The sequence below is a fragment of the Corynebacterium sp. HMSC075F02 genome (assembly GCF_001838335.1).
GTDB classification, from domain to species: Bacteria; Actinomycetota; Actinomycetes; order Mycobacteriales; family Mycobacteriaceae; genus Corynebacterium; species Corynebacterium jeikeium_D.
On the sequence record NZ_KV836314.1, the window covers coordinates 53,335 to 70,177 of the forward strand.

Annotated in this window: 13 protein-coding genes and 1 tRNA gene; 9 read left to right on the forward strand and 5 right to left on the reverse strand. The window is 59.2% G+C overall.

The window, feature by feature from the left end; genetic code table 11:
- Positions 1-45: 45 nt before the first annotated feature.
- Positions 46-118 (forward strand) — tRNA-Arg (locus HMPREF2920_RS07900).
- A 194-nt stretch (positions 119-312) separates the two neighbouring features.
- On the opposite strand, the gene HMPREF2920_RS07905 is transcribed toward HMPREF2920_RS07900, so the two are convergent.
- Positions 313-1,335 (reverse strand): pirin family protein, encoded by a 1,023-nt coding sequence (locus HMPREF2920_RS07905; RefSeq protein WP_070566854.1) that lies wholly within the window; start codon positions 1,333-1,335, stop codon positions 313-315.
- Positions 1,336-1,452: 117 nt separating this feature from the next.
- Here HMPREF2920_RS07905 and HMPREF2920_RS07910 point away from each other — a divergent pair, with 117 nt between their 5' ends.
- The gene (locus HMPREF2920_RS07910; RefSeq protein WP_016422442.1) at positions 1,453-1,857 is read left to right on the forward strand and encodes a hypothetical protein; all 405 of its coding nucleotides are present in this window, start codon (positions 1,453-1,455) and stop codon (positions 1,855-1,857) included.
- Between the two features lie 16 nt (positions 1,858-1,873).
- Here HMPREF2920_RS07910 and HMPREF2920_RS07915 read toward each other — a convergent pair whose 3' ends face one another.
- The 3 genes from HMPREF2920_RS07915 to HMPREF2920_RS07925 are packed head-to-tail and all read right to left on the reverse strand — an operon-like array spanning position 1,874 to position 4,928.
- Positions 1,874-2,590, reverse strand: coding sequence for a LutC/YkgG family protein (locus HMPREF2920_RS07915; protein WP_016422443.1), 717 nt, complete (start codon positions 2,588-2,590; stop codon positions 1,874-1,876).
- Positions 2,591-2,592: 2 nt separating this feature from the next.
- Positions 2,593-4,140 (reverse strand): LutB/LldF family L-lactate oxidation iron-sulfur protein, encoded by a 1,548-nt coding sequence (locus tag HMPREF2920_RS07920; RefSeq protein WP_049172036.1) that lies wholly within the window; start codon positions 4,138-4,140, stop codon positions 2,593-2,595.
- A complete protein-coding gene (locus HMPREF2920_RS07925) occupies positions 4,140-4,928 on the reverse strand; it encodes a (Fe-S)-binding protein (RefSeq protein WP_042388597.1) in 789 nt (262 codons plus the stop codon). The genes HMPREF2920_RS07920 and HMPREF2920_RS07925 overlap by 1 nt, the downstream gene beginning before the upstream one ends.
- Positions 4,929-5,141: 213 nt before the next feature.
- Between HMPREF2920_RS07925 and argS the strand changes: the two genes are divergently transcribed.
- The 4 genes from argS to thrB all read left to right on the forward strand — a co-directional run bounded on the left by argS (position 5,142) and on the right by thrB (position 10,536).
- Positions 5,142-6,794: an arginine--tRNA ligase gene (gene argS, locus HMPREF2920_RS07930; protein WP_049172039.1), complete on the forward strand. Its 1,653-nt coding sequence runs from the start codon at positions 5,142-5,144 to the stop codon at positions 6,792-6,794.
- A gap of 65 nt (positions 6,795-6,859) precedes the next feature.
- Positions 6,860-8,278, forward strand: coding sequence for a diaminopimelate decarboxylase (lysA, locus tag HMPREF2920_RS07935; RefSeq protein WP_070549675.1), 1,419 nt, complete (start codon positions 6,860-6,862; stop codon positions 8,276-8,278).
- Positions 8,275-9,609: a homoserine dehydrogenase gene (locus HMPREF2920_RS07940; RefSeq protein WP_016422448.1), complete on the forward strand. Its 1,335-nt coding sequence runs from the start codon at positions 8,275-8,277 to the stop codon at positions 9,607-9,609. The genes lysA and HMPREF2920_RS07940 overlap by 4 nt, the downstream gene beginning before the upstream one ends.
- Positions 9,610-10,536 carry a homoserine kinase gene (gene thrB / locus HMPREF2920_RS07945; RefSeq protein WP_049190091.1) on the forward strand — a complete coding sequence of 309 codons (927 nt, stop codon included), beginning with the start codon at positions 9,610-9,612 and terminating at the stop codon, positions 10,534-10,536.
- Between the two features lie 45 nt (positions 10,537-10,581).
- Here the strand turns inward: thrB and HMPREF2920_RS07950 are convergent, their stop codons facing one another.
- Positions 10,582-12,300, reverse strand: coding sequence for a long-chain fatty-acid--CoA ligase (locus tag HMPREF2920_RS07950; protein WP_070601561.1), 1,719 nt, complete (start codon positions 12,298-12,300; stop codon positions 10,582-10,584).
- Positions 12,301-12,815: 515 nt separating this feature from the next.
- Here HMPREF2920_RS07950 and rho point away from each other — a divergent pair.
- From rho to prmC, 3 genes are all read left to right on the forward strand, one after another.
- Positions 12,816-14,768 (forward strand): transcription termination factor Rho, encoded by a 1,953-nt coding sequence (rho, locus tag HMPREF2920_RS07955; protein WP_049172046.1) that lies wholly within the window; start codon positions 12,816-12,818, stop codon positions 14,766-14,768.
- Positions 14,769-14,834: 66 nt separating this feature from the next.
- Positions 14,835-15,908, forward strand: a complete 1,074-nt coding sequence (gene prfA / locus HMPREF2920_RS07960; protein ID WP_005509382.1) for a peptide chain release factor 1 — start codon at positions 14,835-14,837, stop codon at positions 15,906-15,908.
- Positions 15,895-16,839, forward strand: coding sequence for a peptide chain release factor N(5)-glutamine methyltransferase (prmC, locus tag HMPREF2920_RS07965; RefSeq protein WP_049172049.1), 945 nt, complete (start codon positions 15,895-15,897; stop codon positions 16,837-16,839). The genes prfA and prmC overlap by 14 nt, the downstream gene beginning before the upstream one ends.
- Positions 16,840-16,843 lie beyond the last annotated feature (4 nt).

The window sequence follows — 16,843 nt, forward strand, 5'->3', positions numbered from 1 at the left end:
GTGGTAACATCTTTTCTCGTTGCACTTGTTGTGCTTGTGCCACACGCCCCCGTAGCTCAGTGGATAGAGCGCCGGTTTCCGGTACCGAAGGTCGGAGGTTCGACTCCTCTCGGGGGCACGTCTTATCCCTTAAGCGGTTAGGTTCGATTAGATTCGCCTGGTTGCTTGAGGGATTTTTGTTTCGGGTGTACCTGGCGGAAGCGGGCCAATCCGAGTTACTGACTGCGTTTATGACAAAAATCGCCCGAAAAATGGCCTGAAAGTGTCATAAACTCACACAGTTTCACATGTGCAGCCCGTCGGAGATCCCGGTTAATTGACCGGGCGGCGAACCGTACCGTCCGGATAGCGGGCAAAGCGCCCCTCTTCAAAGGGGGCAACCGGATCGTTGGAATCAAACCGCCATGCGCCGAACTCGCCACGCTGGTAGGCATCGAATGCCTCAACGAGCTCTTCGCGGCTATTCGCGACAAACGGGCCATGCTGATACACGGGAGCGCCAATCGGTCGGCCTTGGAGAATGAGTGCGAAGGCCCCTTCGTCACCTGCAGAAATGTCCAGTGTCTCGGTTGAGCGTAGCACTGCGCCCTCTTGCTCAAGCGTTTCGCCCTCGATAGTGAGGCTGCCGCGTAGAGAGTAGAGAGTCCGAATTGTCTCGGCATAATTGGTTGGTGGCAACGTTAGCTGTGCGCCCGGCTGCAGGCGCAGCACCCACACGGCTACATCGGAATCTGGTGCAGCGGCCCAGGATTCCGGTGGCGGAGCAAGCGGCTGAGTATCGCCGAATGCGCCCGCGATGACCTTTACGTCGTAGCCGTGGCCATTGTCATCAGTGCCGGTGACATGCGGAGTGTCTTCTGCCCAGAACATCTGGAAGTGCGGCTTTGCCTCCTTGCCTTCGGGCGGCAGGTTCAGCCAAATCTGAAACATGTGGTGAGGATTGGGGCCGTCGTTATGCAGAAGCGGGAACATTTCAGCATGCGCAGTGCCTGCGCCGGTGGTCAGCCACTGCGTGTCGCCGTCGCCGTAACGAGCCTGTGCACCTTCGGAGTCGGTGTGGTCGACGTAACCTTCCTCGACAATCGAGATAGTTTCAAAGCCGCGGTGTGGGTGGGAGGGGAAGCCGGGGACGGTTGTGCCGTGGTACATGGACCAGCCGTCCTTGCCGGAAAAGTCCATGCCGATATTACGGCCGAGCAGCGAGGCATCTGGTGTCATGGTTGTGCCCTTGGCCTGCGGGTATAGGTCGTAATGGTGGACCGCGAACAGGAAGGGATCCATGCCGGGGAGCTGTGGGTTGTCGGCTACTGAGAACTTTTGAATGATTGCGCTCATGGAAGGCTCCTTTAGCTAGGTTGTTTCATTTTCCATAACGCATTGTTGTCATGTCAATATTCCGAGGTTTGGTTGAAACCGCTGTGGAGCTTCGATTTGAGGTTTAGCCTGGAATCTATGACGGAAACCGAAGTTGCGCTGAAAAGACCCAAAAGCCCTAGTGCAGTATGGGGACAAGCAGTTATCTATGCTGCCATTTTCGGGTTCTTAATCGGAGTCATTGCATGGGCGGGATTGACAACTAAGTGGATTTTTCCCGGTGTGTTGCTACTAATCGCGGTTCAGTTCGTTTTTGATTACCGCAATAGGGAAGGGGTCTTTGACCCGGACTGGGAGGACAATGCCTTCAAATGGGATAAAAGGGCGCGACAAGGTTGGGCTGCAGTCCTTGCGCTGGTTATTGTGCTGGTAGTTGCATCAAATGTGCCGCGGCACCATGTTGGCGCTACCGCTGCGGTGACAATCGTGGCGGTAGCGGTGATGCTATTCGTGTCAGTCAAAAGGTACTGGCCAGGGCGATAACAGGGAGTATTCGCCCCTACCCAGCAATAATCACAATCAAGGTGCGCGGGCCGTGGACACCTTCGACGCGGGAAAGCTCGATATCCGAGGTCGCAGAAGGCCCGGAAATCATAGTGATTGGAGCCGTGGGGTCAACCTCTCGCAGGCGGGAAATGGCCTCCGGAATGCCAGAGACAATCGTTTCTGCTGGGACGACACAAATATGCTTATCCGGCACCAAGGTCAGGGCTCGGCGCCCGGAGGTAGCGGAGCCGTCCAGGAAAATGGTGCCGGTCTCCGCGCAGGTAACCGCAGAGCTGGTGACAATGGCATCGAGTTCGTCCAGTTCGCGGGCGTTGAAACCGGTATCGACGCGGATTTCGGTCGCCCCTTCAGCAGTCTCGCCAGAGCCAAGCCCCGCAACCCAGTCGCGGTCCAAGCCCTCGGGGATACCAATCAGCGAGGCCCCAACATCCGCAATAGCCTTCTTCACTGCGTCATTGATTTCAGTTGCCGAGCTGCCACAACGGCGCACATCGGCTTTGTAATCGGCGATGCGTTCGTCGGCAAGCGAAACGATGTCCTTGTGGGGCAGCTCCGAGCTTCGTTCATAGTCGCGTGGAACGGAGAAGTGCGCGCCGGGCTCGCCGGTGATAATGCCCACGTCAGAGGCTAAATCGCGGCCCTCAAAGGCAATCTTCTGCGCGTTGCGGATGCGGCCGAGAATGTCGTTTTTGGCGCCAGAGTTGGTCATCGCTAGGACTCCTTTTCGCTTTGGCCATTGATCTTGGTCGGTACCTGATGCGCCGATTCACGCGCCAACTGAGCGGAGAGATCCTCCGAACCCCACACGGAGCGGAAGGGCTTCTGCGGCGGCACCGGCGTGTCACGCACATCGGACCAACCGCTGAGGAACAGCGGCAGGGCGTGAATTTCGCCGTCCTTGAGGCCCAGCACGCGGGCGAGGGAGGCCATCTTTGCGCTCATATTCCAGAGCTTCTGATTGCCCATGATGAACCCGAGCGTGGCAAACAGCTTGCCCTCCACCGGCGGGCGGTGTTCCGTGACCTTACGGTGGCGCAGCTCCAGCAGTGCCGCAGGGATGTCAATTCGCACCGGGCAGACCTCAAAGCAAGCCCCGCACAGCGAAGACGCATAGGGCAGCGAAGCATTCGGATCATCGTAGGAATCCATGCCAGTGAGCTGCGGGGACAAAATCGCACCAATCGGGCCCGGGTAGACCGAACCGTAAGCGTGCCCGCCCACGTGTTCATAAACAGGGCAGATATTCAGGCATGCCGAGCAGCGAATGCACTTCAGCGCTTCACGCCCAATCGGATCTGCAAGAGTGGCCGAGCGCCCATTGTCCAGCAACACAATGTGGAAATTCTTCGGGCCGTCGCCGTCAGTCGTTCCCGTCCACAGAGAGGTGTAGGGATTCATACGCTCGCCTGTCGACGACCGTGGCAGTAGCTGCAAGAAGACTTCCAGATCCTGGAAGGTGGGAAGCAGCTTCTCAATACCCATCACCGAAATCAGTGTTTCCGGCAGTGTGAGACACATACGGCCGTTGCCCTCAGATTCGACGACGGCTACCGTGCCGGTTTCGGCTACACCGAAGTTGGCGCCGGAAATCGCAACCTTGGCCTCCATAAACTGCTCGCGCAGGAACTTACGGGATGCCTCGGCGAGATCGGCCGGATTGGCTTTCAGGTCCGGGTCGACTCCTGGGATTCCATTGAGGAAGATCTCGCGGATATCCTCGCGATTGCGGTGGATAGCAGGAACCAGGATGTGGCTCGGCATGTCGTCGGCAAGCTGAACGATGAGTTCCGCCAGGTCGGTTTCGCGGGCGGTGATGCCGGCGTCGGCAAGTGCTTCGTTCAAGCCGATTTCCTGTGTGGCCATCGACTTAATCTTGACGACCTTTTCTTCGCCGGTCTCTTTCACCAAGTCCGTGATGATGCGGTTTGCCTCGGCGGCATCGCGCGCCCAGTGGACGTGACCGCCGGCGTTCGTAACTGACTCTTCAAACTGCTCCAGCAGTTCCGGCAGACGCGCCATAACATCGCGCTTGATGTGGCTGCCCGCGAGCCGCAGCTGCTCCCAGTCATTCTTCTCGGCTACGACATGCGCGCGCTTCTGACGAATCGAACGCGTGGCATGACCGACATTTTCGCGCATGCGAGTGTTCTTGAGTTCCTCGTGCGCTGCGGCCGTGAACCCGCGCGTACCGCGCAGATGCCCGACGTTGTGCGGCGCGCGGGGAGGAAGGGCTGGCATGCCGACGTTAATTGCGACCATTACTGTTCACCTCGCAGGGAAGCCTCTTGGCGGTTGTGCACATCAAACGGGGTCTCCTTGGTGGAGGCCAGAATCTCGGCCATATGGATGGCGTGCACGCCAGAGTCCTGGCGACGCAACGCGCCACCGATATTGAGCAAGCAGGAAGCATCGCCAGCGGTGACGAACTCCGCTTCCGTAGCGCGGATATTGGCTGTCTTGTCGGCAACCATTGCAGCGGAGGTCTCCGCATTCTTCACCGAGAAGGTGCCGCCAAAACCGCAGCACTCCGCCGCGCCGGGCAGCTCGCGCAGATCGATTCCATCGACTGCGCTGAGCAGCCGCCACGGACGGTCGCCCACCTTGAGTACCCGCAAGCTGTGGCAGGTGGAGTGGTAGGTCACTGAGTGGGGGAAGTAAGCACCGACGTCAGTCACGCCAGCGACATCGGTGATGAACTCGGAGAGATCCAGCGTCTTGTTCGCGCAGGCCTGTGCCGCGTGGACTTGGGCACGGGTACCGTAGCGGCCCGCGATCATCGGATGCTGGTGGCGAACGGCGCCGGCGCAGGAACCGGACGGGGCGACAACGTAGTCAATCGAGGAATCTGCAAAAGCATCAGCGTAGGTGTCCAGCTGAGGAAGGACTTCCTTTTGGTACCCGGTGTTGACGTGCATTTGGCCGCAGCAGGTTTGTTGTGGTGGAAAGACCACATCGCATCCTAGGCGCGTGAGAACTCTGGCGGTCGCACTCACTGCATCTGGAAACATCATGTCCCCGATGCAGGTCGCGAAAAGTGCTACTTTCACGGTCGCTCCAAAAAGGGTTGAGGGGTAAGGCAATAATTTCCTACCTGAATGCTACGCCTAGCCCCGGATTAAATCTGTTCTCAACCTGAATTCGGCTGGACCGTGAAAGCGGTGTAGGACAGCCGGACGCGGTGGCCTGCAGATACCCCTCAAATCAATCTTTTGGTGGCTGATGTTTCCACGACTGCGATTGACCTAATAGGATAGGCAATCGTGAATCCTGCTGATCTTGCTGTACTAGTCCGAAAAGTCACCGTCGAGGTTTTGACTGCCCACGATGCCGATGTCTCTATCGTGCCGGAAAACCCGACCGTCGAGCGTCCGCGTAACCCTGAGCACGGCGACTATGCAACCAATATCGCCATGCAGCTGGGCAAGCGCGTCGGCATGGTGCCGCGTGACTTGGCAACTGAAATTGCCACAGCGCTCGGCGCTTCTGAGGGCATCGATGAAGCAACCATCGCAGGCCCGGGCTTTATTAACATCCGCCTGGCCTCCGATGCCCAGGGCAAGATCGTCGAGGACGTCCTGGCAGCGGGGGAGAAGTGGGGTCATGCCGACTTCAACTCCAACCTCGACGTGAACCTGGAGTTCGTCTCCGCGAATCCGACCGGGCCGATCCACCTGGGCGGTACTCGCTGGGCAGCAGTCGGTGACGCTCTCGGTCGTGTCCTGTCCGCCACCGGTGCCAAGGTCACTCGCGAGTACTACTTCAATGACCACGGTCGCCAGATTGACCGCTTCTCCGACTCCTTGGTTGCAGCCGCTCGCAACGAGCCGACTCCGGAAGATGGCTACGGCGGAGAGTACATCCAGGACATCGCCGCTGCTGTGCTGGAGAAGAACCCGCAGGCACTCGAGGGCTCTGAGGAAGAGGTCCAGGAGCACTTCCGCGCCATCGGCGTGGACATGATGTTCGAGCACATCAAGAAGTCTCTGCACGAGTTCGGCACCGATTTCGACGTTTACTTCCACGAAAACTCGCTGTTCGAGTCCGGTCAGGTAGAAGCAGCTGTCAATTCCCTGAAGGAAAACGGCAAGCTCTACGAAGCTGACGGCGCATGGTGGCTGAAGTCCACCGATTACGGTGACGACAAGGACCGCGTGGTCATCAAGTCCGACGGCGACGCAGCCTACATCGCAGGTGACATCGCATACGTTAAGAACAAGTTCGACCGCGGCCACAACCTGTGCATCTACATGCTGGGTGCCGATCACCACGGCTACATCGCGCGTCTGCGCGCGGCCGCTGCAGCGCTCGGCTACAACGCCGATGGCGTCGAGGTGCTCATCGGTCAGATGGTCAACTTGCTTCGCGACGGCAAGGCTGTCCGGATGTCGAAGCGTGCGGGCACAGTGGTCACCTTGGACGACCTGGTTGAGGCAATCGGCGTCGATGCTGCTCGCTACTCGCTAATCCGTTCCTCTGTGGACTCCAGCCTGGATATCGACCTGGGGCTGTGGGCTTCGCAGTCCAGCGACAACCCGGTCTACTACGTCCAGTACGGCCACGCTCGTTTGTGCTCAATCGGCCGCCGTGCCGAAGAGGCCGGTGTGACCAGCGAAGGCGCTGACTTCTCCCTGCTGGTAGAGGACCGTGAAGGTGAGCTCATCCGCACTATCGGTGAGTTCCCGGCCATCATCAAGTCTGCTGCTGACCTGCGGGAACCACACCGCATTGCCCGTTACTCTGAGCAGCTCGCCGGTGTCTTCCACCGCTTCTACGACACCTGCCAGATTCTGCCAAAGGCAGACGAAGAGGTATCTGAGCTACACCGTGCTCGTCTCGGCCTGGCTGAGGCTACCCGCCAGACGCTGGCCAATGCTCTGCAGCTGCTCGGTGTTACCGCACCTGAGCGCATGTAGTCGAACGCGCCCGTAAAACTACACCCCGTTGCTCCGCCCGGGTAACGGAGAAAGAGAGCTGTTTCGTGCCTATCGACGGCAATGGTTTCGAACTGGGTGGCTACACTCGACCCGATTCCACCCAATTTAATGAACTACCAGCGCATGTCTGGCCAACTACCGCCCGTCGTCGGGGCGATGACGAAGATAACCCCGGCTCGGTGGAAATTGGCGGCGTGAGCCTGGTCGACATTGCCAAGGAATTTGGCACTCCGGTTTTTGTCGTCGATGAGCAGGACTTCCGCTCCCGCTGCCGCTCGATGGCCAAGGCCTTCCGCGGCGCGGAGAATGTCCACTACGCATCCAAGGCTTTCCTGTCGAAGACCATCGCCCGCTGGGTAATGGAGGAGGGGCTGCATCTAGATGTCGCCTCGGGCAACGAGATGGCTATCGCTCTGGCTGCGGGATTCCCAGCCAAGGACATGACCTTCCACGGCAACAACAAGTCCACCGCTGAGCTGCGTGATGCTATCTCCGCCGGCGTGGGCAAGATTGTGCTTGACTCCCGTTCGGAGCTACGTCGCCTGTCCGAGGTAGCGGCTGAAGCAGGCGTGGTGCAGGACGTGCTCGTTCGCGTGAAGCCCGGTGTGGAAGCGCACACCCACGAGTTCATTGCTACTGCGCATGAAGATCAAAAGTTCGGCTTTTCCCTCGCGTCCGGTTCGGCGCTGGAAGCTGCCAACCTCGTAGAAGAGGACGACAATCTGCGCCTAGTTGGTCTGCACTGCCACATCGGCTCCCAGATTGTCGATTCCGACGGTTTCATTCTCGCCGCCGAGCGCGTGTTCTCACTGGTGGAAAAGCTGGTCGAACGTCACGGCACTGAAATCTCGGAACACTTCAACACCCTCGACCTCGGTGGCGGTTTCGGAATCGCCTACACCGCAGGCGAGCAGCCCCTCGACGTTGCTCCGCTTGCCGACGAGATCCTCACTGCTGTGGACAAGCTTGCGCAGCATATCGGCATTGCGACTCCGGCAGTGGCTGTTGAACCAGGTCGTGCCATCGTTGGCCCGTCCATGGTCACGGTGTACGAAGTGGGCACTTTGAAGGATGTGACCATCGATGACGGCATGACCCGTCGTTACGTATCGGTCGATGGCGGCATGAGCGACAATATTCGTCCGGCGCTTTACGGCTCGAACTATGATGGTCGCGTTGTTAATCGCGAGGTGTCCGGTTCCAGGATTCCCACCCGCGTCGTCGGAAAGCACTGTGAATCGGGAGACATTCTGATTAACGATGCGAACTACCCGAACGACATTGTCGAGGGTGATCTGTTCGCGCTCGCTGCTACTGGGGCATACTGTTACGCAATGGCCAGCCGCTACAACATGCTGACGCGACCACCAGTAGTGTCGGTATGCGATGGTCAAGTGACCCAAATATTAAGACGAGAAACCGTACAAGACTTACTAAGCCTGGAGTGTGAAACGCCACGATGACTGCCGCAACGAATAATCCTGGAAAGGGCGAGGGCCACAAAGTTGGTGTCGCTATTTTAGGTCTTGGCACAGTCGGTACTGAGGTTTACCGCCTGCTCAACGAGAAGGCTGAGGACTTCGAGCGCCGCATCGGCGGCCCGGTCGAGGTCGTTGGTATTGCTGTGAGCGACAAGACCAAGCCGCGTCCGAATGTGGATCAGGATCTTCTTACCGATGATGCTTTTTCGCTGGTTCAGCGCGATGACGTTGACCTGGTAGTCGAGGTCATCGGCGGCATTGATTACCCACGTCGCGTTGTGCTGGAGGCACTGCGTGCCGGCAAGTCGGTCGTGACCGCCAACAAGGCACTCGTCGCCGCTCACGGCGAGGAGCTCTCTGAGGCTGCCGATTCCTCGGGTGTCGACCTGTTCTTTGAGGCAGCTGTGGCTGCAGCTATCCCGGTCGTCGGGCCGCTGCGCCGTTCGCTGGCCGGTGACACTGTCAATAAGGTCATGGGTATTGTCAACGGCACTACCAACTTCATCCTTGATGCGATGGACTCCACTGGTGCGGACTACGACGAGATGCTGGCAGAGGCCACCCGCCTGGGTTACGCCGAGGCCGACCCGACTGCAGACGTCGAGGGCCACGATGCCGCTTCCAAGGCAGCTATTCTGGCCAGCCTGGCATTCCACACCCGCGTGACTGCTGATGATGTTCACTGCGAGGGTATTACCGAGATCACCGCTGACGACATCGCAGCCGCCAAGAGCGCAGACTGCACCATTAAGCTGCTGGCTACCTGTGAGCGGGTTACGGACGAAAATGGCAAGGAGTCCATTTCCGCCCGCGTGTACCCAGCGCTGATTCCACGTCGTCACCCGCTGGCAACTGTGCGTGAGTCTTTCAACGCTGTCTTCATTGAGGCCGAGGCCGCTGGTCGCCTGATGTTCTACGGCAACGGCGCTGGTGGTAATCCGACCGCCTCCGCAGTGCTCGGTGACCTCGTTGCAGCTGCTCGCAACATTGTCCACGGTGGTCGCGCACCGGGAGATTCCACCTACGCTAACCTGCCGATTCTCGACTTCGGTGACGTTCGCACCCGCTACCACATCGACCTGCACGTCGACGATCGTGTCGGAGTGCTTGCCGATGTCGCTCGTACCTTCTCTGATCACAACATCTCCCTGCGCACCGTCCGCCAGGAAGAGGGCGCCAACGGCGCTCGCCTGGTCATCGTGACCCACAAGGCACTGGAGAAGGATTTGGAAGCAACGGTCGACGAATTGCGCGCCAACGACGCGGTTTTGGCCGTCAACAACGTCATTCGTATCGAAGGAATGGATATCTAAATGGCACAGGAGCTTTTCCCGGGTCAGAAGGTCACCGTCACGGTTGCAGGTTCGTCAGCGAACTTGGGCCCGGGCTTCGACACCCTGGGGTTGGCAGTTGCGCTCTACGACATCGTCGAGGTCGAGGTCATCGAGTCCGGTGTCGTCGTTGAAATTCACGGCGAGGGCGAAGTCGACCTGCCGCGCAACGAATCTAATCTGGTTTTGCGCGCGATTCGCGCGGGCCTTCGCGCCGCAGGTGTCGAGGCACCGGGGCTGAAGGTTATTTGCCACAACACCATTCCGCAGTCGCGCGGTCTAGGCTCTTCCGCAGCCGCCGCCGTTGCTGGTGTCGCTGCCGCTAACGGTCTGGCGGGCTTCCCGCTTACCGATGACCAGGTAATCCAAGAATCCTCGGTATTCGAAGGCCACCCGGATAACGCTGGCGCATCCGTTCTCGGCGGGGCAGTGGTCAGCTGGACCGACAAGCCTGTCGATGGTCGCACCGCGCCCCAGTACCGAGCAGTGAGCATTCCGGTGCATGAGTCCATTCAGGCGACCGCACTCGTACCGGCATTCCACGCCTCCACGAATGCAGTTCGTCAGGTGCTGCCGAGCGATGTTTCGCATGTCGACGCTCGTTTCAATGTCTCTCGTACTGCGGTTATGACCGCAGCGCTGCAGTCCCACCCGGAACTGCTGTGGGAGGGAACGCGAGATCGCCTGCACCAGCCGTACCGCTCCGACGTGCTGCCGGTGACCGCAGAGTGGGTCAACCGCCTGCGCAACCGTGGCTACGCAGCATTTCTCTCGGGTGCTGGCCCGACCTGTATGGTTCTGGGAACTACTGCAGTGGATGAGAAAATCTTGGACGATGCCCGCGAGGCTGGCATCAAGGTCATGGAGCTGGGAATCGGCGAGCCGGTTAAGGTCGTGGTCGACGGCTAAGCCGCCGCTGCGGCCAGGTGCCGAGCCAGTGGCTTAGCCTGCCACCTATTTTTCGCCCGGCCCCTTCAGTTTCACGATGCTGTACTGACCTGCGCTCAAGTGCGAGCGCAGGTCTTTCTTGTCGAACTTGCCCACTGAGGTCTTATCGATTGAGTCCACGAAGGCCCAGTACTCCGGCAACATCCACTTTGGCAGCTTTGGCCGCAGCTCATCGCGGAGCATTTCAGCGGTCTCCTTGCTTGGTTCAACTTCCGGCATCAGCACCGTAATGGCGAGCGGTCGCTCACCCCACTTCTTATCTGGCATGCCGATAATCGCGCACTCGAGTACCTGTGGGCTTTCCATTACGAAGTTCTCCAGCTGAGCAGAGTAGATCCACTCGCCACCGGAACGAATGACATCGCGAGCACGGTCATGAATAGTCAGATAGCCGTCGTGAGTAATCGAGCCGACATCGCCAGTGCGGAGCCACCCGTCCTCGGTGAACTGTTCGCTAGCCTCGTCGACCTCCGCACCGCGGAAGAAGTGCGCGGTGCCTCCATCTTGAGCCTCCGGAGAACTGTAGTAGCCTCCGGTGACCGTGTTGCCGCGCACCTGCAGCTCACCCTGGTTGCGGTCATGCAGGTCGAGTACGCGGTCGTTGTCATCAACAATGCGGAACTGCATGATGTCCGGGAAACGCCCTTGGCTGACACGGTAGCGTTCGCGGGCCTCACCGGAGGCGCCGTACGGAGGTCGTGCCACGGTACCGATAGGCGAAGTCTCGGTCATGCCCCAGAAGTGGATGACATCGACACCGTAGCGCTCTTCCCATAGCCGAATCAGTGCAGGTGGGACAGGGGAACCGCCCGAGAAAATCTCCTGCAGACTCATGCGCTTCGGAGGATTGCTGAGGTAGTGCGCCATGAGGTTAATCCACAGCGTCGGCACGCCCTGAGCTACGCGCGGCATTGAGGTTTCGATGATTTCTGCCAGACGCGGTGCGGACAGGTCCGCGCCGGGGAAGATCAGCGATGCCCCGCACATGAAGGAGGCCAGCGGCACGCCCCAGGACAGGACGTGGTAAATGGGCACACAGCAAAGCCACGGGTTTCCATGCGAAATGGCAAAGGAGTCAGTGGTGCGCATATTCAGGCTGTGCAAGTACAGCGAACGGTGGCTGTAGACGACACCTTTAGGTGCGCCCTCGGTGCCCGTCGAATAGCACATGGCTGCACCGGAGTTTTCGTCGAGCTCAGGCCAGTCGAAGCGGCTGGGGCGTCCGTCGATGAGTGATTCGTAGGAGTACCACGGGATGCCAGCCGGCAGTTGCTCAGCCACATCCGACAGATCACCAATACCGATAATGATAACGGCGCGGACGCGCGGGCAGTGCGGAAGAACCTCGGCGAGCAGCTCAATCTCGGTCGGGTCTGCGATAATGACCTGGTCATCGGCGTGATTGATAATGTGCACAATCTGATCCGGCATGAGCTGCTTGTTCAGCGGCTGGAATACCGCGCCCATGGAGGCGACGCCGAGGAAGACCTCGAAGTGTTCGGTGCAGTTGTACATCAGGGTAGCGATGCGCTGGTCACCGTCGATGCCGAGCTCATCGCGAAGTGCATGTGCCAGCGCACTAGCGCGCGCGGCGATGGCGGAAAAAGTGGTGGTCTCAGGTCCGTCACTGTTCCAGGAGGTCACCGGAGTCCGACCGTGAATGGTGCGACCGTATTCCACAATCTGAGCGATACTGAGAGGAATATGAGGCATCGTACTGCGCATGAGCTCTACAGTACCGACTCGCAGCCCCGCGACCTAGCGAAACGCAGGTGAGAACTAGTGTTGCTACCTGACTATTTGGTGACTATCCTTGGTCAATAGGTCGTTTTCAATACGCGGATAGATACGTACTTCTTCATGTACTCCGCATGCCGTTGACCTTCGCAGTTGTTCACACAACGCGATGGCGCAACGTGACATTGAAAACACATAAATCAGTAGTGCGACTACATAGTCTTGCGGTGCTGTGGACCTAAAATTTCCTAACCATCTTCAGCCCGGACGCTCGGGTTTGAGATGCGGAAATAATGTAGGCAAGATGCCTCGGTTTAGTTTCAACGTCGAGGTCTTTTGCCTGGCTTTTTCGATAATTTCCCGTCAGCTGCGGCTACTTTTCCGCACGTGGTAAAGGTTCGACGACGGAGCACACGCGGTGGCGGGCAGTAAGAGCGAAAAAGTGTCAATGACATAGCCCCCTGTAGAGAGTGACTACAGGGAAGGTCGATGAAAGGACATCCGTGACCGATACGGACACCACTGCCACGGCAGGCGGCCCAGAGAATCTTGCGGCCCTCCGAATGGCAGAACTGCGTGAAATCGCTTCCAGCAAGGGCATTCGCGGCATCTCCGCCATGCGCAAGCATGAGCTGATTGAGGCCATTAAGAATGGTGCCCCGGCTGCTGGTTCCGCTCCAGCTCGGAAATCTCGCGCGAAGAAGGCTGCGGCTGGGGCTGCGGATACCGGCTCCAAGGCGAAGGATGCCAAGGAATCGCCGTCGGAAAGCGCGGATAAGGGTTCCAGTAAGAGCGCCGACAAGAGCGACAAGGGCAACGACAAGCGAGACGACGCCAACGCGGATGGTCGCGAGGAGATGTCCCGTTCTCAGCAGCGTCGAAATCGTCGTAACCGTGCTCGTCAGCGCGAGCAGGAGAATCAGGACGATCGCAGCAACGATAGCCGCGACGATTCCGATAACGGCAACGACCGCGGTGATCGCAACGACAATCGCAACGATCGTAATGATCGTAATGACCGCGGTGATCGCAACGACCGTAATAACCGCAACGATCGCAACAACCACGATCGAGACAACGACGATGAAGGCCGCGGCAACCGCAACAACCGCCGCGGTCGCAACAACAATCGCAATAACGACCGCAATAACCATGACGATGACGGTCGTGGCAACCGTAACCGCCGCAACCGTCGCAATCGCCGCGACCGTCGCGGACGCGATAACAACGGTGGGGGACACGGCGGTCAGGACGAGATCCGCGAGGATGACGTTCTCCAGCCGGTGGCTGGCATCGTCGATGTGCTAGATAACAAGACCGCATTCGTGCGCACGTCCGGATACCTGCCGGGCTCTAACGATGTGCTGGTGTCCGCGCAAATGGTTCGTAAATACGGTCTGCGCAAGGGCGACGCCGTCACTGGTCAGGTCCGCATGCCGCGTGAGAATGGCTCGGGCCAGGTCACTCATGGCAACGGCCGTAATCGCCGCAAGTACAACCCGCTGGTCAAGGTCGAAACTGTAAACGGCATCGATCCGGAGCAGGCAAAGCAGCGGCCGAACTTCGCTAAGCTCACCCCGCTGTACCCGAACCGTCGCCTGCGCCTGGAGACCGAGCAGAAGATTCTCACCACTCGCGTCATCGACCTGATTATGCCGATTGGTAAGGGTCAGCGTGCGCTCATCGTTTCGCCGCCGAAGGCCGGTAAGACCACGATCCTGCAGAACATTGCGAACGCTATCGCGACGAACAACCCCGAGTGCTACATGATGGTCGTGCTTGTCGACGAGCGCCCGGAGGAAGTCACCGACATGCAGCGCAGTGTCCGTGGCGAGGTTATTGCTTCTACCTTCGACCGCCCGCCGTCAGATCACACGGCAGTGGCCGAGTTGGCTATTGAGCGTGCAAAGCGTCTGGTGGAACAGGGGCAGGACGTCGTCGTACTGCTGGACTCCATTACCCGCCTTGGCCGTGCGTACAACAACTCTTCGCCGGCATCGGGACGAATCCTCTCCGGTGGTGTGGACTCCAACGCTCTGTACCCGCCGAAGCGCTTCTTGGGTGCTGCCCGAAACATCGAAGAAGGCGGCAGCCTCACCATCATCGCCACCGCGATGGTGGAGACCGGTTCCGCAGGCGACACTGTTATCTTCGAGGAGTTCAAGGGCACCGGTAACGCCGAGCTGAAGCTCGACCGTAAAATCTCCGAGCGCCGCGTGTTCCCGGCAGTGGATGTCAACCCGTCGGGTACTCGTAAGGATGAGCTACTGCTCAGCACGGAGGAGGCTCGCATTATGCACAAGCTGCGCCGCATCCTCTCCGCGCTGGAGTCGCAGGCTGCTATTGACCTGTTGATTAAGCAGCTGAAGAAGACCCGGAATAACAAGGAATTCCTGATGCAGGTGGCTTCTTCTGCACCAATGGCCGCCGACGTTGATGTGGACGACATGCTTTAGCTGGGGTTAGCCGCAAACCACAGCACCAACCAGCATTTCACCCATCACAATCTGAAGGAATATTCAATGGCTAATCAGGTTTCCGCAGTTGACGACATCCTCTCCGAATACCACGGGCTCGAGGCGCAGCTGGCTGACCCCGAGCTGCACAACGACCCGAAGGCTGCCCGTAAGGTCGGCAAGCGCTTCAATGAGCTGCAGCCGGTCATTCAGACTCACAAGAAGCTGACTGAGGTCCAGGATGACCTGGAGGCAGCTCGCGAGATGGCATACGAGGACTCCGAGTTCGCAGCTGAGGCTGAGCGTCTCGCTGCCGAGGCAGAGGAACTCGAGGAGAAGCTCGCCGACCTGCTGGCTCCGCGCGATCCGCACGACAGCGATGACATCGTTATGGAGCTCAAGTCCGGTGCCGGCGGTGAGGAGGCTGCGCTCTTCGCAGGTGAGCTCGCTCGCATGTACCAGCGCTATGCAGAAAAGCACGGCTTTACCACCGAGATTCTCGGTCTGTCCGAGTCTGATCTCGGCGGCGTGAAGGACATGACTATGTCCATCCGAGCCAAGACTCCGTCCCGCGACGGTGCGTGGAGCGTGTTCAAGTTTGAAGGTGGCGTCCACCGCGTGCAGCGCGTGCCGGTTACCGAATCTCAGGGCCGTATTCAAACGTCCGCCGCTGGTGTGCTGGTCTACCCGGAGCCCGACGAGGTCGAAGACATCCAGATTGATGAAAAGGATCTGCGTGTCGACGTCTACCGCTCCTCCGGTAAGGGCGGTCAGGGTGTTAACACGACTGACTCCGCCGTTCGCCTGACGCACCTTCCGACTGGTCTCGTTGTTACCTGTCAGAAGGAACGCTCGCAGATTCAGAACAAGGCCCGCGCTATGCAGGTCCTTGCTGCTCGACTGCAGCAGATGAAGGAAGAGGAGATCGCCGAGGCTGCCTCTGACCAGCGTAAGTCTCAGGTGCGCAACATGGATCGCTCCGAGCGCATCCGCACTTACAACTTCCCGGAGAACCGCGTTTCCGATCACCGCATCGGTTACAAGGCTCACAACCTGGACTCGGTGCTGGGCGGCGACATGGATGACCTGCTCAAGGCCCTCCACGACGCGGAGCGCGCTGAGCGTCTTGAAGCCGAGTAGCCCCACGCCCGCAGAAAATAGCTCGCCGACGTTACCGGATTCCGTCCGTACTCTCGGCGAGCTGTTTCGCTATGCGCGTCGCACGCTTGACGACGCGGCGCTGGCTTCTCCGGATGCCGACGCACGGGCGCTATTTGCAGCCGCAGTCGATGCGGGATCGGCAGACATTATCTTCCGCGGAGACGAACCGTACACCGATGAGGACGGTCGCAAGTATCTGGCCGAGATACTGGCCCGCAGAGTGGCTCGTGAGCCACTGCAGCACATCCTCGGTACGGCGCCGATGATGAGCCTGGAACTACAGGTCGGGCCCGGTGTTTTTGTACCCCGGCCGGAGACGGAACTGCTCGCGCAGTGGGCAATCGATCGAGCCCGTGAACTGGTCGCAAGTGGCGTCGTCAAGCCGAAAATCGTTGACTTGTGTACTGGATCCGGTGCGTTGGCGTTGGCGATCGCCGATGCCGTACCCGAAGCGGACGTGGTGGCTGTGGAGCTCTCTGAGCGGGCACGGGCGTGGGCTGCGAAGAATATCGAGACGTACGGCGATGGGCGTGTGCGTCTGATTGCTGGCGATGTCACGGATGTTCAGCTGATTGATGATGGCGCTGAGCTCGCAGAATGGGTAGGCGAGACCGACATTGTTGTGTCCAACCCTCCATATGTGCCCGAAGACACCGAAGTTGACCCCGAAGTGAGAGCTGATCCGCACTCTGCGGTCTTCGGCGGCGACGATGGGCTAGATGTCATTCGACCTATGATGAACCTAGTGGATGCGCTGGTGCGGCCGGGTGGAGTCATCGGCATCGAGCACGATGACTCTTCAGGAGACGATGTCAGTTCACTGCTAAAGGACACCTGGGATTACGCTGATGTAGAGGTCCACCGTGACTTTGCGGGCCGTGACCGTTTTACGGTGGGACGCAAAAATTGATCTT

Bases quoted from the DNA above. Each gene is read 5' to 3' on its own strand.
- HMPREF2920_RS07905 (WP_070566854.1), bottom strand. From the start codon at position 1,335: ATGAGCGCAATCATTCAAAAGTTCTCAGTAGCCGACAACCCACAGCTC.
- HMPREF2920_RS07910 (WP_016422442.1), top strand. From the start codon at position 1,453: ATGACGGAAACCGAAGTTGCGCTGAAAAGACCCAAAAGCCCTAGTGCA.
- HMPREF2920_RS07915 (WP_016422443.1), bottom strand. From the start codon at position 2,590: ATGACCAACTCTGGCGCCAAAAACGACATTCTCGGCCGCATCCGCAAC.
- HMPREF2920_RS07920 (WP_049172036.1), bottom strand. From the start codon at position 4,140: ATGGTCGCAATTAACGTCGGCATGCCAGCCCTTCCTCCCCGCGCGCCG.
- HMPREF2920_RS07940 (WP_016422448.1), top strand. From the start codon at position 8,275: ATGACTGCCGCAACGAATAATCCTGGAAAGGGCGAGGGCCACAAAGTT.
- thrB (WP_049190091.1), top strand. From the start codon at position 9,610: ATGGCACAGGAGCTTTTCCCGGGTCAGAAGGTCACCGTCACGGTTGCA.
- HMPREF2920_RS07950 (WP_070601561.1), bottom strand. From the start codon at position 12,300: ATGCGCAGTACGATGCCTCATATTCCTCTCAGTATCGCTCAGATTGTG.
- prfA (WP_005509382.1), top strand. From the start codon at position 14,835: ATGGCTAATCAGGTTTCCGCAGTTGACGACATCCTCTCCGAATACCAC.